The sequence below is a fragment of the Enterobacter sp. 120016 genome (assembly GCF_018383635.1).
GTDB lineage: Bacteria > Pseudomonadota > Gammaproteobacteria > Enterobacterales > Enterobacteriaceae > Enterobacter > Enterobacter asburiae_D.
This window is the reverse complement of sequence record NZ_JAHAWC010000001.1, coordinates 232,208-258,266: the sequence shown is the minus strand read 5'-3', so window position 1 is coordinate 258,266 and position 26,059 is coordinate 232,208. Positions and strand designations below refer to the sequence as shown.

Here is a 26,059-nt window from a genome sequence, read left to right as displayed (position 1 = left end):
TTCTCTTTTTCTCCTGCTGATATACACTGTCGGTCATAAGGAGAATCTGATGAAAAAATACCAGCGTCTGGCGCAACAAATTATCTCGCAGATTGAGCTTGGCGTATGGCTGCCGGGCGATAAGCTGCCTTCGCTGCGAGAGCAGGTGGCAAGCAGCGGTATGAGTTTTATGACCGTTGGCCACGCGTATCAGATGCTGGAAAGTCAGGGGCGCATTGTCGCCAGACCGCAGTCGGGCTATTACGTTGCCTCGCGCCCGACCGCACAACAGCCTGCTCCACCTGCCCAGGTGATGCGTGACGAAGTGGTGGATATTAACACCTACATCTTCGACGTTTTACAGGCCAGCCGCGACCCGTCCGTTGTTCCTTTTGCCTCCGCGTTTCCCGATCCCCGACTTTTCCCGCTGCAGCAGCTCAACCGCTCGCTGGCGAACGTCAGCAAAACCGCGACGGCGATGAGCGTGATTGAGAACCTGCCGCCGGGTAACGTCGATCTTCGCCACGCCATTGCTCGTCGCTACGCGCAGCAGGGAATGAACATCTCCCCGGAAGAGATCGTGATCACCGCAGGCGCGCTTGAAGCGCTCAATCTCAGCCTGCAGGCGGTGACCGAGCCGGGCGATTGGGTGATAGTCGAAAACCCGTGTTTCTACGGCGCGCTGCAGGCGCTGGAACGCCTGAAGCTCAAAGCGTTGTCGATTGCGACGGATGTCCGCGAGGGGATTGACCTCAATGCCCTTGAACAGGCGCTGAATGAGTACCCGGTTAAAGCCTGCTGGGTCATGACCAATAGTCAGAACCCGCTTGGCTTCACGCTGAGCGCGGAGAAAAAAGCGCAGCTTGTGGCGCTGTTAACGCAGCACAATGTTCCCCTGATTGAAGACGATGTCTACAGCGAGCTCTATTTTGGCCGCGAAAAGCCGCTCCCGGCGAAAGCATGGGATCGTCAGGACATGACGCTGCACTGCTCGTCCTTTTCAAAATGTCTGGTGGCCGGTTTTCGCATCGGCTGGGTTGCGGCAGGAAAACACGCGCGACGCATCCAGCAGCTGCAGCTGATGAGCACGCTCTCAACCAGCTCTCCCGTGCAGCTGGCGCTGGTGGATTACCTGGCGACTAAACGCTACGACGCCCATCTGCGACGACTGCGGCGTACGCTTGCCGAGCGAAAGCAGCAGGCCTGGCAGTCTCTTCTGCGCCATATGCCTGCCGGCGTCAAAATTCACCATAACGACAGCGGCTACTTTTTATGGCTGGAGCTTCCGGCGCAGCTCGATGCGGGGCTGCTGAGCGAAAAAGCCTTAACGCACCACATCAGCATTGCCCCCGGAAAGATGTTTTCCACCTCTGACGCATGGACACCGTTCTTTCGTTTTAATACCTCCTGGGCCTGGGGAGAGCGAGAAGAGCAGGCGGTCATTCAGTTAGGAAAATTAATTAGCGCGATGCTGGAATAAACTTTTCTGCGTTATTTAAATAATCAATTCTTATCCTGATGACGGCACGGCGAATATTTCGCGGTGCCCAGTCATAGGAAATCTGCATAGCGTCTCTCGCGGCTAACTCCTTGTCTATAATCCAGTTAACGGGGAATGCGCCCTCGGTCACACCTTGATGAAATTTCCTGAAGCCGTACGGTGCGGCGCATTTGCGCGGTCTACGTTTAATAAGGGAGATATTTTTACGGCACGGCTGCCGCTAAATTTCATTGCGACAGGAGTAACTCTTATGAGCAAACATTTTGCCCGCAGCAGCCTGTGCGCGCTCGGCATGACTATCATGACAGCGCAAGCCGCAGAACCACCAAAGGCCATCGGCGACGGGGAAGGTCGGCTGGATATTATCGCCTGGCCGGGATACATCGAACGCGGACAGACGGATAAAAATTATGACTGGGTCACCCAGTTTGAAAAAGAGACCGGGTGTGCGGTCAACGTCAAAACGGCGGCCACGTCGGATGAAATGGTCAGCCTGATGGCGAAAGGGGGATATGACCTGGTTACCGCCTCGGGTGATGCCTCCCTGCGCCTGATCATGGGGAAACGCGTTCAGCCCATTAACCCCGACCTCATCCCCAACTGGAAAACCCTCGACGCGCGGATTGTGAAAGGGGAATGGTTTAACGTCGGCGGTAAAGTCTACGGCACGCCGTACCAGTGGGGGCCAAACCTGCTGATGTACAACACCAAAACCTTCCCGACGCCGCCGGACAGCTGGAGCGTGGTCTTTACCAAACAGGATCTGCCTGACGGTAAAACCAACCTGGGACGCGTGCAGGCGTACGACGGCCCGATTTATATCGCCGATGCCGCGCTGTTCGTCAAAACCACGCAGCCGCAGCTGGGCATCAAAGACCCGTACCAGCTCACCGAAAAACAGTATGCCGCCGTGCTCAAGGTGCTTCGCGACCAGCATGCGCTGATCCACCGCTACTGGCATGACACTACCGTCCAGATGAGCGACTTTAAAAATGAAGGCGTCGTGGCCTCCAGCGCCTGGCCGTATCAGGCGAATGCCCTGAAGGCAGAGAACCAGCCCGTTGCTACCGTCTTCCCGAAGGAGGGGGTGACCGGCTGGGCGGACACCACCATGCTGCACGCGCAGGCAAAACACCCGATGTGCGCCTACAAGTGGATGAACTGGTCGCTGACGCCGAAAGTGCAGGGCGATCTGGCGGCATGGTTTGGCTCCCTGCCCGTGGTTGCAGAAGGGTGTAAGGCCAGCACGCTGCTGGGTGATAAAGGCTGCGAAACAAACGGTTATAACGAGTTCGACAAAATCTTGTTCTGGAAAACCCCCATCGCAGAAGGCGGCAAATTTGTCCCTTACAGCCGCTGGACGCAGGATTACATCGCCATCATGGGCGGTCGTTAATTGCCCGGGAGCAGAACATGACGTACGCGGTAGAGTTTAACAATGTTTCCCGTCTGTACGGCGACGTACGGGCGGTGGATGGGGTCACCATTGCTATTCGTGACGGAGAGTTTTTCTCCATGCTGGGGCCTTCGGGCTCCGGCAAAACCACCTGCCTGCGTCTGATTGCCGGCTTTGAGCAGCTGTCAGGCGGCACGATTTCTATCTTCGGCAAAGAGGCGAGCGCGCTGCCGCCGTGGGAGCGGGATGTGAACACCGTCTTTCAGGACTACGCGCTGTTCCCGCATATGTCGATCCTCGACAATGTCGCCTACGGGCTGATGGTCAAAGGTATCGACAAGAAAAAACGCCATGCGCAGGCCCGTGATGCCCTGGAAAAAGTGGGCCTGAGCTTTGCCGTTGCCCGCAAACCTTCGCAGCTTTCCGGCGGCCAGCGGCAGCGTGTCGCCATCGCCCGCGCGCTGGTCAATGAGCCGCGCGTCCTGCTGCTGGACGAACCCCTGGGTGCGCTCGATCTCAAACTGCGTGAACAGATGCAGTTCGAGCTGAAGAAGCTTCAGCAGGAACTCGGCATCACCTTTATTTTTGTCACCCACGATCAGGGCGAGGCCCTTTCCATGTCAGACCGGGTGGCGGTGTTCAATAACGGGCGCATCGAGCAGGTGGATACCCCGCGCGATCTCTACATGCGTCCGCGCACGCCGTTTGTCGCCGGTTTTGTCGGCACCTCTAACGTCTTCGATGCGGGCCTTGCGCAGAAAATATGCGGTATGGAAGGCAGCTATTCCCTGCGTCCGGAACATATTCGCCTTGATGAGGGCGGAGACGTTCAGGTTCAGGGCATCGTGCAGGCCGTTCAGTATCAGGGGGCGGCCACGCGGCTGGAGCTGAAACTCGCCGATGGCGCCAAGCTGCTGGTGAGCCAGGCTAATCTCAGTGAAACCTCGCCGCTGAGCGGCATTGCGCCGGGGCATGTTGTCACGGCGTCGTGGTCACGCGAGGCGATGATTCGCCTGCTCGAGGAGAGGTGAAATGGATATGAGCGTTGCGCATCCTCCCGCCTCGCGCGGCCGCTTAAGCCGCATGACGGCGCTGTTCTGGCGTAAACCGTCGCTCGGCCTGTTCCTGCTTCTGCTCGCGCCGCTGATGTGGTTTGGCATCGTCTATTTAGGATCGCTTCTGACCCTGCTGTGGCAAGGGTTCTACACCTTTGACGATTTCACCATGGCCGTCACGCCGGATCTGACCCTGGCGAACATTCAGGCGCTTTTCAACCCGGCCAACTACGACATCATCCTGCGCACGTTAACGATGGCGATTGCGGTGACGATTGCCAGCGCCATCCTGGCATTCCCGATGGCGTGGTACATGGCGCGATACACCCACGGCAAGTGGAAAGCGTTTTTCTATATCGCTGTAATGCTGCCAATGTGGGCGAGCTACATCGTCAAAGCCTACGCCTGGACGCTGCTGCTGGCTAAGGACGGGGTGGCGCAGTGGTTTCTTAGTCATATGGGGCTGGAGCCGATCCTGACCTCACTCCTTACGCTCCCGGCGATTGGCGGCAACACCTTGTCCACCTCCGGGCTGGGGCGGTTTCTGGTCTTCGTCTACATCTGGCTGCCGTTTATGATCCTGCCGGTCCAGGCGGCGCTGGAACGCCTGCCTGCCTCGCTACTGCAGGCCTCAGCCGACCTCGGCGCGCGTCCTCGCCAGACCTTCCGCTATGTCGTTCTGCCGCTGGCGATCCCGGGTATTGCGGCAGGCTCAATATTCACCTTTTCCCTGACGCTGGGGGATTTCATCGTTCCACAGCTGGTGGGGCCGCCGGGCTATTTCATCGGCAATATGGTTTATTCCCAGCAGGGGGCTATCGGCAATATGCCGATGGCCGCCGCGTTCACGCTGGTACCCATCGTGCTGATTTCACTCTATCTGGCGTTCGTGAAACGTCTGGGAGCATTCGATGCACTCTGAACGCGCACCGCTGTTCCTGAAAGTGGCAGCCTGGGGAGGCGTCATCTTCCTGCACTTCCCGCTGCTGATTATCGCGACCTATGCCTTTAACACCGAAGACGCGGCCTTCAGCTTTCCGCCGCAGGGGCTGACGCTGAAGTGGTTTAGCGTGGCCGCGGGGCGCGGCGATATCATAGAATCCGTGACGTTGTCACTTCAGATTGCGTCGCTATCCACTGCGATAGCCCTTGTGCTTGGCACGCTTGCTGCAGCGGCGCTGTGGCGAAGCGAGTTTTTTGGCAAGAATGCGATCTCACTGCTGCTGCTGTTACCGATTGCGTTGCCGGGGATCATTACCGGCCTGGCGCTGCTGACAGCATTCAAAACGATCGACCTTGAGCCTGGCTTTTTCACCATCGTGGTCGGACACGCCACCTTTTGCGTGGTGGTGGTGTTTAACAACGTGATTGCCCGGTTCAGACGCACCTCCTGGAGCCTGGTGGAAGCGTCGATGGATCTCGGGGCCGACGGATGGCAAACCTTCCGCTATGTGGTGCTGCCCAATCTGGGTTCCGCGCTGCTGGCCGGGGGAATGCTGGCGTTTGCCCTGTCGTTTGACGAGATAATCGTCACAACGTTTACGGCGGGACACGAGCGCACATTACCGCTGTGGTTGCTCAATCAGCTCGGCCGTCCGCGCGACGTGCCGGTCACTAACGTCGTTGCACTGCTGGTGATGCTGGTGACAACTATCCCCATTCTGGGAGCCTGGTGGCTAACCCGCGACGGCGAGAGCATCGCCGGCAGCGGGAAATAACAGTGAATTCAACAGGAAAATGCTATGCAAACACAACTGCTGATAGAGGGAAAACTGGTAACCGGAGAGGGAGAAAAACAGCCGGTCTATAACCCGGCCACTGGAGAGCTCCTGCTGGAAATTGCTGAGGCGTCAGCGGCTCAGGTCGACGCGGCGGTTCAGGCGGCCGACCGTGCTTTTGTGGAGTGGGGACAAACCACACCGAAAACCCGTGCCGAGTGCCTGCTGAAGCTGGCGGATGCGATTGAAGCGTATGGGGAGGACTTTGCCCGGCTCGAATCCCTCAACTGCGGCAAGCCGCTGCACTGTGCTCTGGGCGATGAAATTCCGGCGGTGGTCGACGTTTTCCGTTTCTTTGCCGGGGCCGCCCGCTGTCTGAACGGGCTGGCCGCCGGGGAGTACCTTGACGGCCACACGTCTATGATCCGCCGCGATCCGGTGGGCGTGGTTGCCTCTATTGCCCCCTGGAACTACCCGCTGATGATGGCAGCCTGGAAACTGGCGCCCGCCCTGGCGGCAGGTAACTGCGTAGTGATTAAGCCCTCCGAGATCACGCCGCTGACCGCGCTGAAGCTGGGAGAGCTGGCAAAAGATATCTTCCCGGCAGGCGTTCTGAACGTCCTGTTTGGCCGGGGGAAAACGGTCGGCGATCCGCTTACCGGGCATGAAAAAGTCCGTATGGTCTCGCTGACCGGTTCGATTGCTACCGGGGAACATATCATCGGCCATACGGCGTCCTCCATTAAACGCACCCACATGGAGCTGGGCGGTAAAGCGCCGGTTATCGTCTTTGATGATGCCGACCTGGATGCGGTTGTCGAAGGGGTGCGGACGTTTGGTTTCTACAATGCCGGGCAGGACTGTACGGCCGCCTGCCGTATTTATGCCCAGAAGGGCATTTATGCCGCGCTGGTGGAAAAGCTGGGCGCAGCGGTCGCCAGCCTTAAAATGGGTGCGCCGGAGGATGCTTCGACCGAACTGGGCCCGCTCAGCTCGGCCGCCCATCTTTCACGCGTCTGTCAGGCCGTCGATGACGCGAAAGCGCTCGGCCATATCCGCGTTGTCACTGGCGGGAGCAAAAAAGAGGGGGCGGGCTACTACTTCCAGCCAACCCTGCTGGCGGGGGCAAAACAGGACGACGCCATCGTTCAGCGCGAGGTGTTTGGCCCCGTGGTGAGCGTTACCGAGTTTGACGACGAGGCGCAGGTGCTCGCCTGGGCGAACGATTCGCAGTATGGACTGGCGTCATCGGTCTGGACCAAAGACGTGGGCCGCGCCCATCGCCTGAGCGCGCGCCTGCAGTACGGCTGCACCTGGGTGAATACCCATTTTATGCTGGTGAGCGAAATGCCGCACGGCGGCATGAAATTATCCGGCTACGGCAAAGACATGTCGGTCTACGGGCTTGAGGATTATACGGTTGTCCGGCATGTGATGATCAAACACTAAACCCGTCATGCCTGGTCGCATTCGCGGCCAGGCGTTCGCCACGCCCGCCATGAGTGTTATGCATGATACTCAATTGTTATTATCCATTAATTTTAAGTGGTTATTCTGTAACGAAAAAACTTGATCTGTATCAACATATGACGCATATTGCGTGCGGTTATTTTTTCGGCTCTGGTATACAGAATGACGTTGTATCAAAAGATGTTGGTTTTTTACGCAATCATGGCTTCCATCTGCGCATTAATTACCTGGTTCCTCTCCAAAGACCGCAAACGTATCCGCCTGCTCAGCGCTTTTCTGGTGGGGTCAACCTGGCCAATGAGCTTTCCCGTTGCGCTGCTGGTCTCGCTTTTCTGAAGCACGCTTCCATTTTTAAAAGATGAATATGGCATTCCAGATACGATAACTGTATAAATACACAGTGCATCGTAAAAGGAGTGCTTATGAACAGTTTTTACTCGCAGCAGGCCGGTTGCACCGTGCGCTGGCATGACCTGCCCGGCACCGGCGATCCCGTGGTGTTCATTCACGGGCTGGGCTGCGCCTCTTCCTATGAATATCCCCGTGTCGTTCATGACCCGCTGTTTGGCGCGCGCAGAGCGATTCTCATCGATTTGCCCGGCAGCGGCTACAGCGACAAGCCTGAGCACTACAGCTATAAAACCACCGACCAGGCGCACGTTGTGGCGGAACTGATTGACCACCTTCAACTGGATGCCTTCTGGTTATACGGACACAGCATGGGCGGCAGCATCGCTATCGAAACGGCGGGGCTGCTGGCCTCGCGCGTGAAGGGGCTGATGGTGTCAGAGCCCAATTTTCATGCGGGGGGAGGGATGTTTAGCCGGTCTATTGCAGCGCAAACCGAGCAGCAGTTTCTGAACCAGGGCTATGACGCCATGCTCAGCGCGGAAAAAACGGCGTGGGCGGGGTGTCTGCGGAGCAATGCGCCGTATGCCGTCTGGCGGGGCGCATCGAGCCTGGTGGCGGGCGTTGAGCCCGAATGGGACGCGCAGTTCCTGTCACTTCCTTGCCCGGTAACGTTGATTTTCGGCGAGCTGTCTCTGCCGGATGACGATGTGGATAATCTGAAGCAAAAGGGCGTTGAGGTAAAAATTATCCCTGCGGCGGGGCATTCAATGTCATGGGAAAACCCGTCTGCGCTGGCACAGACGTTAGCCGGGTGTATGACGGAGTGATGAGCGCAAAAGTTTCGCCCGGCGGCGCTACGCTTGCACGGGCCTACAACGATGAAGAGTGTAGGCCGGGTAAGCGGCAGCGCCACCCGGCAAGAAATGCGGCTACATTGTTAATCAGCGTTTAGCTTAATAATGCGTGCAAGGCCTGACGCGCGTCAGGCTGAACATCATGCGGATGCTGGTAATCAATGTTCTCTATCGCGCGGCTATAGAGGGCGACCAGCCAGTCGTAAACGTACGCGGTAGCCGCATGCACAGGCTGTTCCCCCAGGCGCGTCAAGCGGGGCTCGGCGCTGCTGACCACCGGCGTAACGAAGATTGCCTGGCCCTTGCGGATGCGGCTTGCCGGACGTACCGCCACGGGCGTCTGGTCGTAACCCAGCCAGCCAATGAAATTGCCCATCACGGCATGCAGTTGCGCAGCGCTACTTTTATCCGCTTCGACGATACGCTGAAGCTGTTGAGGCAGTTCAAGCCGATAGCTGGTGACCACCAGGACATCTGCGATTTGCTGTAACACCGCAGGTTCCAGCCCAAGACGGGCGGCCGCGGCCTCATTGCGACTCCACTGGCGCAGATGATTTATCCAGACTCTGTGCGCCAGTCGCGCTTTGTCTTTTGTCTGGAACAGGCCGTTGCTTTCCTGCGCATTCTCGGCAAACAGGTCAATGGTGTCCGTAAACAGCCCGTTCACCTGCTCCTCGCGAGGCTGCTGAACGGCGAGCAGCGTTTCAAAGGCTTTCAGCGGCGGCAGCAGGCCTTCAAGCAGCTCACCGTGGCGGGCGGCGCTATTTTGCAGCGTGCGCACCATGCTTTCGGCCTGAGCACGTCTTGTCCCCGGCTCCTCAACCAGCGGCGCAAGATAGCTTTGCATCAGCGATGAGAGCTCCTGTCGCAGCAGGCCTTTCAGCGTGCTGAGACGCTTGTGTCGCTGCGCGGGCAGCGTGGCCTGAGAGAGCCACTCGATGACGCGCTGCATGCTGTGGCTGTCCAGCGCCTGCAGCGTGCCCCAGCGTAAACCCGGCTTTCCGAGCAGATGCTGTACGGCTTCATCGAGATTCTGCCGGGTGGTAAAGCGGGCGTCATGGGGGGTAATCGCCCACACCAGACCCGGAAGGGCAGACTCTTCAGCAGGCTGCGTCTCCTTCACCCAGTTCATCAATACTTTTGCTTTTTTGGCCGTCTGTTCATGCTGCACCGTCGCATTACAAATCACCAGCACATCAGGCTGAAGCTGCTGACGGTAATGCTCGAGCAGCCACTGGGATTTCGCCTGGCGTAGCGGGTCGGCACGGTTATCTTCAAAAACCGGAATATCAATAATATCGACGTTATCCAGCGCGCCGTTCTCAACCGGCAGCACCAGCTCGCGGGTCAGGAAGGCCAGCACATCAACGGGGATGCTGATGGCGTTAAGCATTTCACCGCTGTTCAGCGGATGAAGCAGCGTCTCCTGCGCGTCCTGAAGGTCTAACGTGCCGTCATGCGTCAGGAAACCTTCACCCGGCAGCCCAAAGCTGTCCACCAGCAGGCTAAGCGGGGCAGCAAGCTCACCGGCATGGCTGGTCTGGTGCAGCACATGGGCCAGTTTTAACCACTGCTGGGTCAACTCCTGCTGCTCGCCCCACAGCAGCGACCAGACGCTGGCCCGCGTGCTGAGATCGAGCGATGGTACCAACTGGGCAAATTCATGCCACAGGGCATCGTCAATTTGCTGTTTCGCGGCGGGTACGGTGCTTTGCCAGAAGCGGGCAATCGCACCCACTTCCTGACCCGTGATGCCGGGCACGCCCTGCGGCTGGCGCAGCCCGCGCCATTTCTCCAGACGTGTTTCAATGACCGCCTTATCCACGGCGCGCATCTGCGGATGGAGGGTCGTGCGGGCAATAAACAGCTGTACCAGCTCGGTCTCGGTGACCAGACGCAGACGCAGCGGGAACGCCTCATCAGCCACCTCCGGGTTATCCCGGGTGAAGCGGACGGCCATGTTGGTGAGGGCATGTCCCGGATTGATATGCGAAAAATAGTCAAAGGTGCGCTGGCCCGGCGTCACGTTCAGGCGTCCATTACCGCTGCCGCACAGAGACAACAGCAGGTGTGCTTTCGCGCTCTGCGAATGACCGTAAAGCCCAATGCTGCTCTGGCGGGACATGGCGCGTTCAATGGCCTGCTCCCGCGCCTGCGCCGCGTTGATGCGAGCAAGCAGGGCGTCAGCATCGTTATCCAGCACAGGGGCGTTCAGGCGCGTCTCATTAATCCACCCGATTAAGGCCTGAGTGGTGGTCGTCGTCGCTGTCATTTCAGGTATACGCTCCCGCTGTCGATCCAGTAGTGGCTACCGCTGTGTCGGCGATCGGCCAAAGTATTCAGTTTGAAGGTTAATGCGTCAGGCGCAACCGGCGTGCCGTCCTGCAGCCAGGCATCGCTCAGCTCGAAGGCCTCCGGGCCTTCCTGCTTGCTGCCGCCGCAGAGTTTCAGCCGCACGTTCAGCACGCCGTCACCGGCAATGGCTTTCGCCAGTTCAGCCGAGTTAATGCTGAGCGTGTAGAGCGGCGTGGCGGGCCAGCGCGCGTTCGCCAGCTGGCGGAAGCCGAGAGTGACGTTACCGCGCAGCGGGAAGTGCAGGCGTGCGTCGAGCTTCGCGCCGGGTTTATCAAGATCGATATCCTGATACCAGACGTTTTCCTCGCGCAGGGTATTGACGGTGTTATCCAGCACGCCGAGATACCGCACGGTTGAATACGCGCCAATGTCCGCGGCTTTAAAGTTGAAGCGCGGCAGACGCAGGTCGAGCGCCAGGCTGCAGAGCATGGCCCCCACCGCGGCCGTCGATTTCGGGTTGCCAATGCGCCCCTGCTGGCTGAACGGATACCACTCGTGCACCTGGTATTTATCCAGCCAGACGATGCGGTTGACCGGCACCGGCTGCAGATGACGAATGAGCGCCTGAACGCCAGGCAGGCAGCCGGGGCGCCCGGTGATCAGCAGAATATCGCAGCTGTAATGGGATATCGCCTCACACACCGCGTGAAGCGGCGAGGCCAGCGTAAACTGCCCGCCGAGCATCGCATCCTGCATTTCGCGGAAATTCACGTGCAGCGGCACGGCGAAGAGGTCAAACGCGTCTGAACCCGCCGGCAGGGCATGATCGATCGCCTGCTGCAGGTAATTCATCACGTTACGGGTCGGCTTCTGCGGAAGGAGATCGCCAAAGGTGGCATGCAGACCGGCCAGCGGATCGTCAACGTCGCTCGATTCCCACGCGGCAAGAATGGCATGGCCAATTGGCATAAAGAGCTGAAGCGCCGTTTGCTGGCGGAGTACGGCCTGGGTATCAATGCGTCCGGAGTCGCCGAACAGCGACGCCATCAGCAGCGAGGCGTCCGCGATGCCGGATTTCTGCAGCTGCGTTTGCAGGGCAGGCAGCACGTAGCGCTGAATCACGTCCAGAAGCGTATCGTCACCCGCAACCTTAAAGCCTTCGCGGAACAGCAGCTGTGGGGTGATCTTGACGTTATTGCCGGAACCGTCATCCAGCTGATAATGGGTGATCGCCATATCCGTTGTGCCGCCGCCGATGTCGATGGACGCGACGCGCAGCGCGCGGCCCGGCTGGCTACCCGGCTCAGGCTCACGGTCCGGGCGAGCCAGGGAGGCGAAGAAGGCTTCGGTCTGACCGCCAAAGCGGGAGATCGCTTCGTTATACAGCCAGACCAGTTGACCACAGCTGGCTTCATCCCACTCCATCTGGATTTCAGGCACTGGCACCACGCTTTTATCCTGCTGTTTGCGGGTGACAAAGTCCTCATCCTGCGGGTGCCATCCCATCGCTTTCCAGACGATGGCGATGGCTTCAAACATGCGGCGACGGAAAATCTCGCGCTCCTGCTTTGGCATGGCCGAGGGCAGCGTCAGGATCAGGGTGCGCAGCTGGCGCGGCGACGCCGGGAAGCCCAGACGCAGGCGCGTGGCGACGCTGTTGATCTGCCCCAGCGCCTGCGCCAGCAGCTCGCAAAGCATGTGCGTCATCAGGGTGCTGCGGCTGTACTGCGGCGAGAAGACCGGCAGCCGCTCGTCCTGCGGCAGCGTGAAGAGCGGCTCTCCGTCATCGTTCATCAGGTTCATCAGCGGAAACGCGGTGGCAAGCGGTTCACGCTGGGTTTTGCTGTTCATCTGGCTAAAGCGCCAGTCCTGTACGACCGGCGTTTCATCCCACAGATAGCGGCGCGGGCTGGAGATGCCGCTATTGCCTTCCGTTCCCAGACGCTGCATCGCCAGCTTGCGGGCTTCATCGCCGACGCGAACAATCGACGGCCAGACAAAGGCGTCTTCGCGACCGCTTTCAACCGAGAAGTGCTGCTTGCCAAAACGCGCTTCCGAAAACTCGAGACGGCTGGTGAACAGCGGCTCGTTCAGGAACTGCGGCTCGCTTAACGAGCGTACCTGCAGCTCGGCGGTCTGGCGCAGTCCATCGTTGGCGTCGCCGTGGTCTTCAATAATGACGCCGCAGGTGTGGGTATTGCCCACGTCGAGGATCAGGTCGACCGGAATGGCAGGCGTGCTGAGCGTGTGGGTAACAAATTTCACTTCCGGCACGGTAAGCTGTTCACCGAGCATGGTCATCAGGTTGAGCCAGTGGGCCTGATATTCAAAACCGCGCATCGCCTGCTGGAGATCGCGTTCCGAGCGGTTTTCAACGCCGTCGGCATACTGGGTAAATGCCTCGCGCAGCCAGCCGTCAATCCAGGTCTGGTCGAGGAAACTTTCGACCTCATTGTCTCGCCAGGCCAGCGCGAAACGGGTCCCGTTCAGAATATCGTTTTCAACCGGAGACAGGGCGGACGTGGCGTGTTCAGCTATCTGGCTGTCGAGGGCGAGGGTGACGCGGTGCGTATTGCCTGCCGTATCGGGTGTATCCAGCCTGCGCACCTGAACGCGGGCCCAGTTATCCGGCCCCTCAACAAAGGTTCGCGGTGGGTTGAAGCGCAGGAACGGAACCGGAAGCCAGACGCCGTCCAGCACCGTCAGAGACTGATGCAGCGGGAGGGTGGTTTCCGGTTTGACCACTTCAGGCTGCCCGCCGTTCGTCCCCGGCACGGTATAACGTCCGTTGACCAGGTCGAAATCGAGTCGCAAAAGCGGGCCGTTCGCGGTTTTACGTACGAAGCGCCCGTTGCTGGCGGTGTCCTGCGGCGTCAGACCGAAATCAAGGAACTGCACGCCGCTGTTGGCAATAAGCGTGACGCTTTGTTTATAGTCGCAAAGATTAACCAGCATAGGATCAGGCACCTGCTTTCTTGAACGTCAGAGGGACGACGGTATTGGCATCATAACGGGCGCGACATTCTGCGATATCGCTGGCGCCTGCTTTACAGGCAACCTCCGGCATCGGGTAGCGGGAGCCGTCGGTGCAGCGGGCAGTACCGCGACTTTTAATCATCAGCTCGCCGTTGCTGTGCAGCCCGGAGAAGACCTCCGCGCGGCAGACAACGTTGTCGCCATGGACAACCCGGGCGAAACCTTTATTGTTCTGAATTTGATAGCGCATTGACGGCGGCTTGCCGGTGACCGGATCTTTCACGTCGAGAACCGCACGCCAGGTGCCGTTCAGGAAACGCGTCGATCCCGCTTTTACCTGATTCGCTTCCATTACCATGGCATCTTTCGGGATGGCGACAATCACCACCGGGGCGGGCTGTGGCGCAGGAACGGGTGCAGGCTCTTTTTCTTTGCTTGCCAGGACCTCAGCCTGATGCAGCGGTAACTTCATTGCCAGCGGCTCAACCGCTTTGATCGGCTTAGGCGCAATCTCGACGGGCACAGGCGCGGGCGCCGGGGCGGGCTCAGCGGAAGGCGACTGTTTTGGCCACAGCAGCGGTGCGGCAACGGCGGCAACGATCGCGACGGCAACCGGCAGCGTCCACAGGGGAACGCGGCGCTTTTTCGCGACGATCGGCACAGCCTGTTCCTGAATGGGTTGCGCCACAACCGGGGCTGTCTCTGGCTCATACAGGTCTTCCGGCGTAATGCGCACCACCGTGGAAGGGGCGATCAGCGGCTCGTCGGCGTGTTCAAAGGCCACGACCGGTTCTGGCTCGGGTTCTGGTTCAGGATCTTCAATGACAACGGGGGTAGGCTCAGGGACCAGCGATTCACGCAGGCAGTCGAGGACATCGTCGCGCGCATTCTCGTTCAGGTTTACAAACCCCCAGAAGCTGATGACCGGCTTTCCGTCTACCAGGAAGAGGAAGTTTTCACCCGGGAACTGAAACGCCTTCGACAGCAGAGAACCAAAAAGCTGTTGCGCGGTTTTGGGGGACTGGAGGCATTTCTTGCTTAACGACTCGACGCTGGCCAGCGTGTTTTCCAGATAGCGCAGGGCGCGATAACGGTCATCTTCATCGGCCGCTTTCCAGCTGGTTACGCTCCCTTCCACAGGGGAATACCAGTCCACGCGGTCACCGCTGTCGTTGACCTGAGGAATAGCCAGGCAGTCGACGATGGCCTGTTGTTTGCGCAACCGGAGCGCTTCCCGGATTTGTAACGCTGATTCAAAAACGGCTTGTCCGCCGCCGCCAACGGCCTGAAAGTCATCCAGGTTACCGCTGCGTAAAAGAGTTTTTGCCACGATTTGATCCCATATACTTCTTCACACCGTTACTTTAACGAAACGAGGAAGCAACCAAACGGGGGAAGAGACGCTAAAAGGGCCGATTTCTTGCGGCATAGAAAGTGACGGTTGTGCTTGACGAATAATGGCCCTTAAGGCAAATCACGGTTTAGGGCGCTGGCGGTTAAAACAGCAAAAAACGCGGCTTTAGAATAACCTGATAGTGTTTCGTTATTTGCCAGGTCAAACCGCCTGTGCTGTTATTACTGTCTTATATAATAAAACTGTCAGGGTTATAACCATGTCTACAGGGAAAACACTGCTCGCCCTTGCGCTGAGCGCTCTTCTACCAGCCGGTGCCGCATGGGCGGCAAACAGCGACACGCTTATTTACTGTTCTGAAGCGTCCCCGGAGTCCTTCAACCCGCAAATCGCCAGCTCTGGCCCGTCATTTGTGGCCAGCTCTCAGGTGCTGTACAACCGCCTGATCAATTTCGACCCGGTGAAAAACACCCCGGTCCCGTCGCTGGCAGAGTCCTGGACGATTTCACCGGACGGCAAGACCTATACCTTTGCGCTGCGCAAAGGGGTGAAGTTCAACAGCAATAAATACTTCAAACCGACGCGCGACTTTAACGCCGATGACGTTATTTTCTCGGTCATGCGTCAGAAAGACCCTAAACACCCGTACCATAATGTGTCGCAGGGCAACTACGAATACTTTAACGATGTCGGGCTCGATAAGCTGATTCAGGACGTTAAAAAGGTCGACGATTATCACGTTCAGTTTACCCTCAGCGAGCCCAACGCCGCGTTTCTGGCCGACTGGGGGATGGATTTCGCCTCCATTCTCTCTGCCGAATACGCCGACGCGATGCTGAAAAAAGGCACGCCTGAAAACGTAGACACTTGGCCGATTGGTACCGGGCCTTATGTCCTGCAGCAGTACAAGGTGGATTCGCTGATCCGCTATGTTGCTAACCCGAACTACTGGGAAGGCGAAGTGCCGACGAAGCATCTTATCTTCTCCATTACGCCAAATGTGGAAACCCGCCTGGCGAAGCTGCAGACCAACGAGTGCCAGATTATTCCTGCGCCGTCTCCGGTTCAGTTTGACGCGATCAAGAACAACAAAGACCTGACGCTGCATTCGGTCGATGCGCTGAACGTCGGCTATCTGGCGTTTAATACCGAGAAAAAACCGTTTGATAACGTGCTGGTGCGTCAGGCGCTTAACTACGCGACCGACAAGAAGGCTATCGTCAATGCGGTCTTTATGGGTTCCGGTACGGTGGCAAAATCGCCGATCCCGCCAAATATGCTGGGCTTTAATAAAGACCTGAAGGACTACAGCTACGATCCAGAAAAAGCGAAAGCGCTGCTGAAGCAGGCGGGCCTGGAGAAGGGGGCGGAAGTCACGCTGTGGTCAATGCCGGTTCAGCGTCCGTATAACCCGAACTCGCGTCGTATCGCGGAGATGATCCAGAGCGATTGGGCCAAAGTCGGCGTGAAGGCCAAAATTGTCTCTTACGAGTGGGGTGAATATCTCTCCGGGATGCGTAAAGGCGAACATGACTCCGCGCTGTTTGGCTGGATGTCCGATAACGGCGATCCGGACAACTTTGCCGACGTGCTGCTGGGCTGTAACAGCATTAAAACCGGCTCCAACGCCGCGCGCTGGTGCGATAAGGGTTATGATTCTCTGGTGCAAAAAGCGAAGCTGACCAGCAGCCCGGCCGAGCGCGCGAAGCTCTACGGCCAGGCGCAGGAGATTTTCTACCAGCAGGCGCCGTGGATCGCACTGGCAAACGGGAAAACGTTCTATGCAACCCGCAGCAACGTGACCGGATACAGCGTGAGCCTGATGGGCAGCGATTTCTCCAAAGCGAAGCTGAACTAAGCCTTTTATCGCCGGGTGGCGGCTACGCCTTACCGGGCCTACATTTGGACCCCGTAGGCCCGGTAAGCGTAGCGCCACCGGGCACATAACAAGGAGTGACAATGTCACATTTAAACGACGTTACCGCCCGTGTGGATGCCGCCATCGAAGAGAGCGTGATTACCCACATGAATGAACTGCTGATTGAATTAAGCGATGACGCAGAGCTCAGCCGTGAAGATCGCTACACCCAGCAGCAGCGGCTGCGTACCGCGATTTCACACCACGGTAAGCAGCATAAAGAAGAGATGGACGCGCGTGAGGAACAGCTGACCAAAGGCGGCACCATACTGTAACGATCAAAACTGGCGTCGCGCCACCAGCCAGGCCCCGACGACCAGCATCACAGCGCCGCACGCCGGGCCAATCAGGGCGCGGAGCGGAACGCCGTGGCTCCTCAGCACGTCCATCACCAGCCCGCCAATCAGCTGGCTTGCCACCAGCACGGCGATAGTCGTCGCCGCGCCAACGTTCTGATACCCGCTAATGCTGGCAAAAACGAAAAACGACCCCAGCAGCCCTGGTATAAGCGTCCACCAGCGTACCGTTGCGGCCAGTTCGCTAAACCCGGCGAAGCCCTGTTTCAGCAGCAGAATGCTGACAAATAGCACAATGCCGACCAGGGAGTTCAGCAGCATCGCGATAAGAATAGTGGAGGAGGACTGGGTGATACGCACCATTAAGGTGTTTTGCACCACCAGACCTATTCCCGCCGCCACCAAAAACGCCAGCGTCAGTGACTGATTCATGGGATGGCGTCCGGATCGCTGCGCTCGTCCAGCTGAAGCTGCATAAAGGTTAAGTCTAGCCAGCGGCCAAACTTGGTCCCCACCTGCGGCATCTGCCCCGTTGTCACAAAACCGAGCGTTTCATGGAGATGAATCGAGGCATGGTTTTGCGCTTCAATACCGGCCACCATCACGTGTTTACCAATGGTGCGGGCCTCGTTAATCAGCGCGTTCATCAGCGTGCGGCCAATGCCCTTGCCCTGATGATCCGGGTGGACATAGACCGAATGCTCAACCGTATGGCGAAAGCCGTCGAAGGCGCGCCAGTCGCCAAAAGAGGCGTAACCGGTAATCGCACCGTTTTCTTCACTCACCAGAACCGGGTAACCCGCGAGCGTGCGCGCCTCAAACCACGCGATGCGGTTATCGGTATCGACGGTTTTATCGTTCCAGATCGCGGCAGTATGCAGCACCGCGTGGTTGTAGATTTCTCCTATCGCGGCGCAGTCTTCTTTGCAGGCATGACGAACGATCATGATTAACCCTCTGTGTGTTGTTCACTATAGTATTACGTTATTCCTACGATATTACACAATGGCATTGCCCGAACGCTACGGCATAAGCCATATTTTTTTGTTATCAAAAGCCCATTGAAATGCCGTTCATACACTATAGTATGACGTCATGAACACCATAACAGACACGATGAATCAACGGATTAGCGCAAGAATTCGCCTTGAACGCGAGTCTCGCGGATGGTCCCTGAGCGAGCTTGCTGACCGGGCAGGGGTCTCGCGCGCGATGATCCACAAGATAGAACGCGGAGACAGTAGCCCGACGGCCACATTGCTTGCCCGACTTTCCGGCGCGTTTGGCATCAGCATGTCCACGCTCATTGCCCGGGCCGAAATGCAGGAGGGCAAGCTGCTGCGCCTTGCAAACCAGCCCGTCTGGCGAGATCCACAGACGCACTACCTCCGCCGCCATGTTTCTCCCCGTACCGATCTGCCCATCGACCTTGTTCAGGTTGAACTGCCTGCGGGCAGCGATGTTCCTATGCCTGCATCTTCTTACGCGCTGGCACGTCAGCTTATCTGGCTCCAGTCCGGTGAGCTGGTGTTTCAGGAGGGCGATACCCGGCACGAGATGCACGCCGGAGACTGTCTCGAGCTGGGGCCGCCAAATGACTGCCGGTTCATCAACGAAACGAATGAAACCTGTATCTATCTGGTTGTAAGGCTTAACCAGTCTGCCTCGTAATGCTAATGCGATAACGCCGATCGTGAGCCAGGCTGTAATGACATGTGTACCAGAAGGAGATCCCAATGAATCAACCTGTTTCGCAAAATCGCCGCTGGGTACTGGCCTCTCGTCCACAGGGCGCGCCGGTCGCGGAAAATTTTCGTCTCGAAACGCAGCCTGTTCCAGCACCCGCTGAGGGGCAGCTTTTGCTGCGCACCGTCTGGCTGTCGCTGGACCCGTACATGCGGGGGCGCATGAGCGATGCGCCATCCTATTCACCGCCGGTTGAGCTGGGCGCGGTGATGGTGGGGGGAACGGTCAGCCGCGTTGAACAGTCAAATCATCCCGACTTCAAAGCCGGAGAGTGGGTGCTGGGCTATAGCGGCTGGCAGGAGTATGAACTCTCAGACGGCAGCGGCCTGGTGAAGCTGGGCGAAAATCCGTCACACCCTTCCTGGGCGCTGGGTATTCTGGGCATGCCGGGCTTTACCGCCTATATGGGGTTGCTGGATATCGGTCAACCAAAAGCGGGTGAAACGCTGGTGGTCGCCGCGGCGACAGGCCCGGTTGGCGCGACCGTCGGGCAGATCGGTAAAATCAAAGGTTGCCGGGTGGTCGGCGTCGCCGGTGGCGCTGAAAAATGCCGCCATGCCGTTGAGGTTCTCGGGTTTGACCTGTGTCTGGATCATCACGCGGCCGATTTTGCCGAACAGCTGAAGCGTGCCTGCCCGAACGGGATTGATGTCTATTATGAAAACGTCGGCGGGAAAGTGTTTGACGCCGTGCTGCCATTATTGAATACCTCCGCGCGCGTGCCGGTGTGCGGCCTGGTGAGCGGCTACAATGCGACGGGCCTGCCCGAGGGGCCGGATCGCCTGCCGCTCCTGATGGCGACCATCCTGAAGAAACGCATTCGTATGCAGGGCTTTATCATCGGTCAGGACTACGGGCACCGCATTAAAGAGTTCCAGGACGCGATGGGACGCTGGGTGCAGGAAGGCAAAATTCACTATCGTGAACAGGTCACGGACGGGCTGGAGAACGCGCCCGAGGCGCTGATTGGCCTGCTTGAAGGGCGGAACTTCGGCAAAGTCGTGATTCGCGTCGCGAGTGACAATAAATAAACAGCATTATGGCGGGGTTTCCCGCCATATTTATTTGTGAAGATACGATATATTGTCTTTAATTAATGGACATGGCATTTCGCGCCCGCATCCCGGATGGGCCCGAAACCAATAAAAAAACAAACTTTGCTTTTTTTGATGTTTTTACGTACTTCCCACCACCAGGCATGACGATACAGGATATATCGGACCAGCGTCGTTTTATTAAAACTGGCGTTTAAAAATAGCATTAAGTTTTAGCTACAGGAATTGAACATGCTTGATTTGGATCACTTAGAAAAAGCCCAAAGGATCAGTCTTACCATGCAAGTTGAACTCAGTTTGAAAGGCGCGTTAATTACGGGCTCCCTCAAACCTGGGGCACGACTGATTACGAAAGAGATCGCCGATAAATTAGGAACCAGTATTACCCCGGTTCGCGAGGCGCTTTTGCGTCTGGTGTCATCAGGGGCGTTACACGCCACGCCCGCGCAGGCATTTCTGGTTCCGGAGGTGACGCTGGAGCGTTATAACGAGATTAACGCCATCAGAAAACAGCTTGAGCCGATGGCGGTCGCCGCAGCATGCCAGAATATGTCAGAAGGCAAGCTGGAGGCGTTGCGCAAAATGTCAGAGGCATTCCATGAGGCCATGCGCAACGGAAACGTTCAGCAGGCGCTTCATGCAAATCGCGTCTTCCGCTTTACGCTTTATCAGTATGCGGAAATGCCGACGCTTAATGCCTTAATTGAACAGCTCTGGGTGCGCATCGGGCCCTGTATGAACTATCTGCATCAGGAGCTTAACGACATCAAAGCGTCGACATATCACTATGACGAACTCCTTTCCGCCCTTGAGCGAAGAGATGTTGCTGCCTGCCAGAAGGCGATTGATAAGGTGATTGATGAAGCGAATTTGCTTTTACAGCGACAATATTTTAACTGAGAGATTATTTAACAGAGCGACTATATACCGCACCTAATTATTTATCTGGTGAATAACTCCTGATGGCAATAAGCCATCAGGAGGGTTATTTCATTAATAAAATAAACGTTTCTTTTTGCTTACTCGAAGCGATAAGAGACCGACAGCCCGACCCCGTAGTTACGGCCTGGTGCTGGTTCGTAATAACGACCGTTGGACTCGTTGACAATAACCGAGCCCGCGTACTCTTTATCGAACAGGTTATCGACGCGGCCAAAGACGTCCATGCCCCAGTTGCCGTAGTTGAATTTATACCCGGTGTTCAGCCCGACCACCGTATACGATGGCGCTTTCGCCGTGTTCTCGTCGTCGGCCATGATATCGCTCATGTAGCGCACGTCAGAACCCGCGTACCAGCCTTCTTCAGGCTGCCAGCCAAACGAGGCGTAGCCCATGTTGCGGGCGATACCCGGCATACGATTACCGTTACAGTCTGCGTCGCTGCAGACGTTGGTGCGGTAGGTCGCGTCCAGGTAGGTCCACGCCAGCTTCAGCTTCCAGTTCTCAGCAAACTGCTGGTCGAGGGAGACTTCCACGCCCTGACGACGGGTTTTACCGGCGTTTTTATAGCTGGTACGTCCGCCAGAGCTGGCATCCACCACGATCTCATCATCCGTATCGGTGCGGAACAGGGCAGCGGTCAGCAGGCCATTGCCGATGCGCGTTTTGCTGCCCACTTCGTACGTGTTGTTGGTGGACGGCTTAAGGCCAATGTTCAGACCGCCCTGGTTATCGGCACGATAGGAGAGTTCGTTGATGGTTGGCGTTTCAAAGCCGCGCCCTGCGGCAGCGTAAAGATTCCATGCGTCCGTCACAGCATACTTCACGGAGCCTGCCGGGAGCCACTTGTGATAGCTCGCGTCACCGCTGTCATCGCCGTTGCCCAACGTAACGTAATGGTCGTTGGAATCAAACCAGACCGAGCTGTAGCGCACACCCGCATCCACCGACAGCTTCTGCGTCAGCTGCCAACTCGTTTGCAGGTAAGGATCGACGTTCCACATCAGGTTACGTTCGTTTCGACGCTTGTCACCCTTCACGCCGTAATCCGGCACGCCGTTGTTCATCACGAAGTTCTCGTATCCGCGACGATCTTCGCTCAGGTTTTCGTAGTTCAGGCCGGTGGTAAACGTCACCGGCACCAGCAGCTCGCCGCGGTGCGTCCAGCGGGTATCGATGCCCTGATAATGACGCTGCATATCAATCACCCCGCCGGAGTGGGAGGCTTTTAGCTGCGGCTGATAGGGAATCGACTGGTACTGCGTCATTTCACGCTCACCGGCGTACATCATCACGCTGAGGTCGTCCTGCGCGCTGAGCTGGCGATCGTAGCGCAGACCTGCCTGGGTCTGTTTGATGGTCTTGCGGGTGTTGTACTGATCGCCGCGCGGAGACTGACGCGGATTATTCTGCCACTCCTGATAGCTCAGCCCGCCCGGATCGTTGGCCTTCATGTCCACGCTGTTGAAAATCAGCGTCAGCTTGCTGACGTCATCAATACGCACGCCCAGCTTTGCATTGGCCAGATTCTTCCGCGCGCCGCTGTGGTCACGGTAGCCTTTGGTGGTGAAGCGGGTGGTGGAAACGGTGTAATCCACATCGCCCGCGTGGGTGCCGTCTCCCATCGCACCGGTGGCCTTCATGCCGTAGCGCCAGGTACCGTAGCTGCCGTAATAGCTGCTGGCTTCAATGGTCGGCGGCTGCTGCCCGGTCTGGGTGTTGATGTTAATCACCCCGCCAGAAGCGTTGCCGTACAGGGCAGAGAAGGGGCCGCGCAGCACTTCAACGCTCTCCACGCTGGAGAGATCGATGTTGGAGGTCTGGCCCTGTCCGTCCGGCATGGTGGCAGGGATACCGTCGACGTACATACGGATACCGCGCACGCCAAACGTTGAGCGGGCGCCAAACCCGCGCATTGAAAGCTGGAGATCCTGAGCATAGTTCTGGCGGTTCTGAATTTGCAGTCCCGGGACGCTGCCGAGGGATTCAGACAGGTTGATGCGAGGCGCGGCGTGGCGCATGTCATCGCCGTTGACGACGCTGACCGCGGCCGGGGTATCCAGCTCCGATACGGTTTGCGGCGTGGCGCTGACGATCATGGTCTGTTCCTCCGCGCTCATTGCGGTTAGCGGCGCGAAAGTAACGGGAACCAGCAGCAGCGGGAGAGAGGCCTTACGGGCAGAAATGATTTTCATGAATAAAACCGGTTGTGGTGTATAAACGAACCAAATGGAACATGTCCATACATGTTAAAGGTTTTGTAAATGTTTTGAAAACTATAACCGCACATTGCGTTAATGAAAGGCGAGGCGCGAAAGAAAAACTCCACATTCCGCTCATTAATGATTACTATTCTCATTATCAAAAGGCAATGCCATGACGTTGCCTGCCGGAAGTAATGTCAGCGGAAACCCCTCTTTTCAGAAAAGGAATTGTTATGTCTTTACGTCATCTGTGCTCGCCGCGTCTGAGCCTGTCACTGCTGTCTGCCACTTTACTGCTTGCCGGAACGTTCCAGGTGCATGCCGCCGAAGAGGTGCTGCGTAAAGCGGTGGGCAAAGGGGCGTATGAAATGGCGGTCAGCCAGCAGGAAAATGCGCTGTGGGTGGCGACGTCGCAAAGCCGTAAAACCGATAAGGGCGGGGTTATCTATCGCCTTGATCCGGTCACGCTGGACGTGACGCAGGCGATTCATAGCGATCTCAAACCCTTTGGCGCCACTCTCGACGGCGCGACGCAAACCCTGTGGTTTGGCAACACCATCAACGGGGCGGTGACGGCCATCGATGCGAAAACGGGTGACGTGAAAGGGCGTCTGGTGCTCGATAATCGCCAGCGCAGTGAAACCGTCAAACCGCTGCAGCCGCGCCAGCTGGTGGCGGATGACGCGAGCAACACGATTTACATCACCGGTGTCGGCAAAGAGAGCGTGATTTGGGTGGTGGATGGCGCAACGCTGAAGCTGAAAGAGACCATTGCCAATACCGGTACCTATAGCACCGGCCTGGCGCTGGATGCGCAGGCGAAACGCCTCTATACCACGAATGCGGACGGCGAGCTGGTAACCATTGATACGGCAACGAACAAAATCCAGAGCCGTAAAAAAGTGCAGGATGACGGTAAAGAGCACTTCTATCTGAACCTGAGCCTCGACGCTGCCGGTCAGCGTGCCTTCCTGACCGATTCAAAACAGCCGGAAGTGCTGGTGGTTAGCCTGAAAGACGGCAGCGTAATGGAGAAGATCGCCGCGCCGGAATCACTGGCCGTCCTGTTTAACCCAACGCGCAATGAAGTCTACGTGACGCACCGCGAAGCGGGCAAGGTGAGCGTGATTGATGCGAAAACCTACAAGGTGACCAAAACGTTCGACACGCCGGTTTACCCGAACAGCCTGGCACTCTCTGCGGATGGTAAAACGCTGTACGTGACGGTGAAACAGAAGTCGACTCGCCAGCAGGAAGCTACCCAGCCTGATGATGTGATTCGTATCGCGCTGTAAGATAAAAAAAGGGAAGGCATTTGCCTTCCCTTTTTAATGCTTTCCGGATGCTTAACGCGAGGTTTCTTCTACCAGCGGCGCGTCGTGTTTTTCATCATCGTGATGAACCGGCGCGGTGCTGTGGATCTCGTGAACGCGCTTACGCACGCCGAACCAACCGGCAATCAGCAGCACGGCCAGCAGCGGAATGGTCGCGATGGTATAGGTACCGTTCGGGTAGTCGAACGCCATCAGCACCAGCACGCTGAACAGGAACAGCAGGGTGAGCCAGGAGGTCACCGGTGCGCCCGGCATCTTGAAGCTCACATCAGCCGCTTTGCCTTCTTTAATCGCTTTGCGCAGACGCATCTGGCAGACCACAATAAAGGCCCAGGAGGCGATAATCCCCAGTGCAGCCACGTTCAGAACGATCTCAAATACGCGGGACGGCACCAGATAGTTCAGGAACACGCCAAAGACGTAAACCACCAGCGTTGCCAGAATCCCCGCGTAGGGAACCTGCTGCTTGCTCATCTTCGACATGAACTTCGGCGCGGAACCGCCCATCGACATAGAGCGCAGGATACGACCGGTAGAGTAAAGGCCTGAGTTCAGGCTGGAGAGCGCTGCCGTCAGAACCACGATGTTCATGATGCTGCCAACGTAAGGTACGCCCAGCTTAGAGAAGAAGGTCACGAACGGGCTCTGACCCGCCTGATAGGCAGTCCATGGCAGCAGCAGAACCAGCAGCACCACGGAACCGACGTAGAACAGACCGATACGCCAGATCACGCTGTTGATGGCTTTTGGCACCATCGTCTGCGGATCTTTACATTCACCTGCTGCGGTGCCCACCAGTTCGATGGAGGCGAAGGCGAACACGACGCCCTGAACCAGCACCAGGGCAGGCAGCAGACCGTGCGGGAAGAATCCGCCGTTATCGGTTATCAGGTGGAAGCCGGTGGCATTGCCGTCCAGCGGCTTGCCGCTGCCGAGGAAGACGGTACCCACGACCAGGAAAATCACAATGGCCAGCACTTTTACCAGTGCAAACCAGAACTCCATCTCCGCGAACCACTTCACGCCGATCATGTTCATGGTGCCGACAATAGCCAGCGCGCCAAGCGCAAAGACCCACTGCGGCACGTCACCGAACGCGCCCCAGTAGTGCATATACAGCGCAACGGCGGTGATATCGACAATACCGGTCATTGCCCAGTTGACGAAGTACATCCAGCCCGCAACGTAGGCCGCTTTTTCACCGAGGAATTCACGGGCGTAAGAGACGAAGCTTCCGCTGGAAGGGCGATGCAGTACCAGTTCGCCCAGCGCGCGTAGAATGAAGAAAGAGAAGATCCCGCACACCAGATAGACCAGGGCGAGAGCCGGGCCAGCCATTTGCAGACGCGCACCAGCACCTAAAAACAGACCCGTTCCGATAGCGCCGCCGATGGCGATCATTTGAACCTGACGGTTGCCCATCGCTTTGTGGTAGCCCTCTTCGTGGGAGTTCAACCAGCGACGTTTAGCAGCATGATGATCGGCTGCGCTTTTATTGCTTGTTTTCATTGAGTTACCTGTTTGCCTGTCTGAACCATTATCGTGATAGTCCTGCCTGGCAGAGCGCAATACAAACGATTGCTTCTGCGCAAACACATGTCGCCTTCCCAGTCATTCT

Annotated in this window: 21 protein-coding genes; 14 read left to right on the top strand and 7 right to left on the bottom strand. The window is 57.5% G+C overall.

Annotated features, from left to right (window positions below; all coding sequences use genetic code 11):
* Nucleotides 1-49: 49 nt before the first annotated feature.
* The 8 genes from KIF87_RS01205 to KIF87_RS01170 all read left to right on the top strand — a co-directional run bounded on the left by KIF87_RS01205 (nt 50) and on the right by KIF87_RS01170 (nt 8,297).
* On the top strand, nt 50-1,459 hold the full coding sequence (locus KIF87_RS01205; RefSeq protein ID WP_213327655.1) for an aminotransferase-like domain-containing protein: 1,410 nt from the start codon (nt 50-52) through the stop codon (nt 1,457-1,459).
* A 271-nt stretch (nt 1,460-1,730) separates the two neighbouring features.
* On the top strand, nt 1,731-2,876 hold the full coding sequence (ydcS, locus tag KIF87_RS01200; protein WP_213327654.1) for a putative ABC transporter substrate-binding protein YdcS: 1,146 nt from the start codon (nt 1,731-1,733) through the stop codon (nt 2,874-2,876).
* A gap of 17 nt (nt 2,877-2,893) precedes the next feature.
* Entirely contained in the window at nt 2,894-3,907 is a 1,014-nt protein-coding gene (locus tag KIF87_RS01195) for an ABC transporter ATP-binding protein (RefSeq protein WP_213327653.1), read from the top strand.
* Nucleotides 3,908-3,914: 7 nt separating this feature from the next.
* Nucleotides 3,915-4,853, top strand: coding sequence for an ABC transporter permease (locus tag KIF87_RS01190; protein WP_502757622.1), 939 nt, complete (start codon nt 3,915-3,917; stop codon nt 4,851-4,853).
* Nucleotides 4,843-5,649: an ABC transporter permease gene (locus tag KIF87_RS01185; RefSeq protein WP_213327651.1), complete on the top strand. Its 807-nt coding sequence runs from the start codon at nt 4,843-4,845 to the stop codon at nt 5,647-5,649. Before KIF87_RS01190 ends, KIF87_RS01185 begins: the two co-directional genes overlap by 11 nt.
* 24 nt (nt 5,650-5,673) lie before the next feature.
* A complete protein-coding gene (gene patD, locus KIF87_RS01180) occupies nt 5,674-7,098 on the top strand; it encodes an aminobutyraldehyde dehydrogenase (protein ID WP_213327650.1) in 1,425 nt (474 codons plus the stop codon).
* A gap of 183 nt (nt 7,099-7,281) precedes the next feature.
* Nucleotides 7,282-7,455 carry a GhoT/OrtT family toxin gene (locus tag KIF87_RS01175; protein ID WP_013096478.1) on the top strand — a complete coding sequence of 58 codons (174 nt, stop codon included), beginning with the start codon at nt 7,282-7,284 and terminating at the stop codon, nt 7,453-7,455.
* A gap of 86 nt (nt 7,456-7,541) precedes the next feature.
* Nucleotides 7,542-8,297: an alpha/beta fold hydrolase gene (locus tag KIF87_RS01170; RefSeq protein ID WP_213327649.1), complete on the top strand. Its 756-nt coding sequence runs from the start codon at nt 7,542-7,544 to the stop codon at nt 8,295-8,297.
* Between the two features lie 121 nt (nt 8,298-8,418).
* On the opposite strand, the gene KIF87_RS01165 is transcribed toward KIF87_RS01170, so the two are convergent.
* Genes KIF87_RS01165 through KIF87_RS01155 form a run of 3 tightly spaced genes read right to left on the bottom strand, consistent with a single transcriptional unit; the run spans nt 8,419 to nt 14,925 of the window.
* Complete coding sequence (locus KIF87_RS01165; RefSeq protein ID WP_213327648.1) at nt 8,419-10,596, bottom strand: virulence factor SrfC family protein; 2,178 nt, start codon at nt 10,594-10,596, stop codon at nt 8,419-8,421.
* Nucleotides 10,593-13,574, bottom strand: a complete 2,982-nt coding sequence (locus KIF87_RS01160; protein ID WP_213327647.1) for a virulence factor SrfB — start codon at nt 13,572-13,574, stop codon at nt 10,593-10,595. The genes KIF87_RS01165 and KIF87_RS01160 overlap by 4 nt, the downstream gene beginning before the upstream one ends.
* 4 nt (nt 13,575-13,578) lie before the next feature.
* Nucleotides 13,579-14,925: an SrfA family protein gene (locus KIF87_RS01155; RefSeq protein ID WP_213327646.1), complete on the bottom strand. Its 1,347-nt coding sequence runs from the start codon at nt 14,923-14,925 to the stop codon at nt 13,579-13,581.
* A 283-nt stretch (nt 14,926-15,208) separates the two neighbouring features.
* On the opposite strand from KIF87_RS01155, the gene KIF87_RS01150 reads away from it, so the two are divergent.
* Entirely contained in the window at nt 15,209-16,807 is a 1,599-nt protein-coding gene (locus KIF87_RS01150) for an ABC transporter substrate-binding protein (RefSeq protein WP_213327645.1), read from the top strand.
* A gap of 101 nt (nt 16,808-16,908) precedes the next feature.
* Nucleotides 16,909-17,142 carry a YdcY family protein gene (locus KIF87_RS01145; RefSeq protein WP_182400666.1) on the top strand — a complete coding sequence of 78 codons (234 nt, stop codon included), beginning with the start codon at nt 16,909-16,911 and terminating at the stop codon, nt 17,140-17,142.
* Between the two features lie 3 nt (nt 17,143-17,145).
* Here the strand turns inward: KIF87_RS01145 and KIF87_RS01140 are convergent, their stop codons facing one another.
* Nucleotides 17,146-17,595 carry a DMT family transporter gene (locus KIF87_RS01140; RefSeq protein ID WP_213327644.1) on the bottom strand — a complete coding sequence of 150 codons (450 nt, stop codon included), beginning with the start codon at nt 17,593-17,595 and terminating at the stop codon, nt 17,146-17,148.
* Nucleotides 17,592-18,110: a GNAT family N-acetyltransferase gene (locus KIF87_RS01135; RefSeq protein ID WP_159514293.1), complete on the bottom strand. Its 519-nt coding sequence runs from the start codon at nt 18,108-18,110 to the stop codon at nt 17,592-17,594. The genes KIF87_RS01140 and KIF87_RS01135 overlap by 4 nt, the downstream gene beginning before the upstream one ends.
* Nucleotides 18,111-18,258: 148 nt before the next feature.
* Here KIF87_RS01135 and KIF87_RS01130 point away from each other — a divergent pair, with 148 nt between their 5' ends.
* The 3 genes from KIF87_RS01130 to KIF87_RS01120 all read left to right on the top strand — a co-directional run bounded on the left by KIF87_RS01130 (nt 18,259) and on the right by KIF87_RS01120 (nt 20,864).
* Nucleotides 18,259-18,834 (top strand): helix-turn-helix domain-containing protein, encoded by a 576-nt coding sequence (locus KIF87_RS01130; protein WP_023311983.1) that lies wholly within the window; start codon nt 18,259-18,261, stop codon nt 18,832-18,834.
* Between the two features lie 65 nt (nt 18,835-18,899).
* Nucleotides 18,900-19,940 (top strand): NADPH-dependent curcumin/dihydrocurcumin reductase, encoded by a 1,041-nt coding sequence (gene curA / locus KIF87_RS01125; RefSeq protein ID WP_159514292.1) that lies wholly within the window; start codon nt 18,900-18,902, stop codon nt 19,938-19,940.
* A 255-nt stretch (nt 19,941-20,195) separates the two neighbouring features.
* Nucleotides 20,196-20,864, top strand: coding sequence for a GntR family transcriptional regulator (locus KIF87_RS01120; RefSeq protein ID WP_213328009.1), 669 nt, complete (start codon nt 20,196-20,198; stop codon nt 20,862-20,864).
* A 119-nt stretch (nt 20,865-20,983) separates the two neighbouring features.
* Here KIF87_RS01120 and pqqU read toward each other — a convergent pair whose 3' ends face one another.
* The gene (pqqU, locus tag KIF87_RS01115; protein WP_213327643.1) at nt 20,984-23,098 is read right to left on the bottom strand and encodes a TonB-dependent receptor PqqU; all 2,115 of its coding nucleotides are present in this window, start codon (nt 23,096-23,098) and stop codon (nt 20,984-20,986) included.
* A gap of 242 nt (nt 23,099-23,340) precedes the next feature.
* Between pqqU and yncE the strand changes: the two genes are divergently transcribed.
* A complete protein-coding gene (gene yncE, locus KIF87_RS01110; RefSeq protein WP_213327642.1) occupies nt 23,341-24,402 on the top strand; it encodes a 7-bladed beta-propeller protein YncE in 1,062 nt (353 codons plus the stop codon).
* Nucleotides 24,403-24,453: 51 nt separating this feature from the next.
* Here yncE and ansP read toward each other — a convergent pair whose 3' ends face one another.
* Nucleotides 24,454-25,950, bottom strand: a complete 1,497-nt coding sequence (gene ansP / locus KIF87_RS01105) for an L-asparagine permease (RefSeq protein ID WP_047651051.1) — start codon at nt 25,948-25,950, stop codon at nt 24,454-24,456.
* Nucleotides 25,951-26,059 lie beyond the last annotated feature (109 nt).

What these genes read in the sequence shown, in the direction of transcription:
- KIF87_RS01205 (WP_213327655.1), top strand. Translation starts at nt 50, where the DNA reads ATGAAAAAATACCAGCGTCTGGCGCAACAAATTATCTCGCAGATTGAG.
- ydcS (WP_213327654.1), top strand. Translation starts at nt 1,731, where the DNA reads ATGAGCAAACATTTTGCCCGCAGCAGCCTGTGCGCGCTCGGCATGACT.
- KIF87_RS01195 (WP_213327653.1), top strand. Translation starts at nt 2,894, where the DNA reads ATGACGTACGCGGTAGAGTTTAACAATGTTTCCCGTCTGTACGGCGAC.
- KIF87_RS01190 (WP_502757622.1), top strand. Translation starts at nt 3,915, where the DNA reads ATGAGCGTTGCGCATCCTCCCGCCTCGCGCGGCCGCTTAAGCCGCATG.
- KIF87_RS01185 (WP_213327651.1), top strand. Translation starts at nt 4,843, where the DNA reads ATGCACTCTGAACGCGCACCGCTGTTCCTGAAAGTGGCAGCCTGGGGA.
- patD (WP_213327650.1), top strand. Translation starts at nt 5,674, where the DNA reads ATGCAAACACAACTGCTGATAGAGGGAAAACTGGTAACCGGAGAGGGA.
- KIF87_RS01175 (WP_013096478.1), top strand. Translation starts at nt 7,282, where the DNA reads ATGACGTTGTATCAAAAGATGTTGGTTTTTTACGCAATCATGGCTTCC.
- KIF87_RS01170 (WP_213327649.1), top strand. Translation starts at nt 7,542, where the DNA reads ATGAACAGTTTTTACTCGCAGCAGGCCGGTTGCACCGTGCGCTGGCAT.
- KIF87_RS01165 (WP_213327648.1), bottom strand. Translation starts at nt 10,596, where the DNA reads ATGACAGCGACGACGACCACCACTCAGGCCTTAATCGGGTGGATTAAT.
- KIF87_RS01160 (WP_213327647.1), bottom strand. Translation starts at nt 13,574, where the DNA reads ATGCTGGTTAATCTTTGCGACTATAAACAAAGCGTCACGCTTATTGCC.
- KIF87_RS01150 (WP_213327645.1), top strand. Translation starts at nt 15,209, where the DNA reads ATGTCTACAGGGAAAACACTGCTCGCCCTTGCGCTGAGCGCTCTTCTA.
- KIF87_RS01145 (WP_182400666.1), top strand. Translation starts at nt 16,909, where the DNA reads ATGTCACATTTAAACGACGTTACCGCCCGTGTGGATGCCGCCATCGAA.
- KIF87_RS01140 (WP_213327644.1), bottom strand. Translation starts at nt 17,595, where the DNA reads ATGAATCAGTCACTGACGCTGGCGTTTTTGGTGGCGGCGGGAATAGGT.
- KIF87_RS01135 (WP_159514293.1), bottom strand. Translation starts at nt 18,110, where the DNA reads ATGATCGTTCGTCATGCCTGCAAAGAAGACTGCGCCGCGATAGGAGAA.
- KIF87_RS01130 (WP_023311983.1), top strand. Translation starts at nt 18,259, where the DNA reads ATGAACACCATAACAGACACGATGAATCAACGGATTAGCGCAAGAATT.
- curA (WP_159514292.1), top strand. Translation starts at nt 18,900, where the DNA reads ATGAATCAACCTGTTTCGCAAAATCGCCGCTGGGTACTGGCCTCTCGT.
- KIF87_RS01120 (WP_213328009.1), top strand. Translation starts at nt 20,196, where the DNA reads ATGCTTGATTTGGATCACTTAGAAAAAGCCCAAAGGATCAGTCTTACC.
- pqqU (WP_213327643.1), bottom strand. Translation starts at nt 23,098, where the DNA reads ATGAAAATCATTTCTGCCCGTAAGGCCTCTCTCCCGCTGCTGCTGGTT.
- yncE (WP_213327642.1), top strand. Translation starts at nt 23,341, where the DNA reads ATGTCTTTACGTCATCTGTGCTCGCCGCGTCTGAGCCTGTCACTGCTG.
- ansP (WP_047651051.1), bottom strand. Translation starts at nt 25,950, where the DNA reads ATGAAAACAAGCAATAAAAGCGCAGCCGATCATCATGCTGCTAAACGT.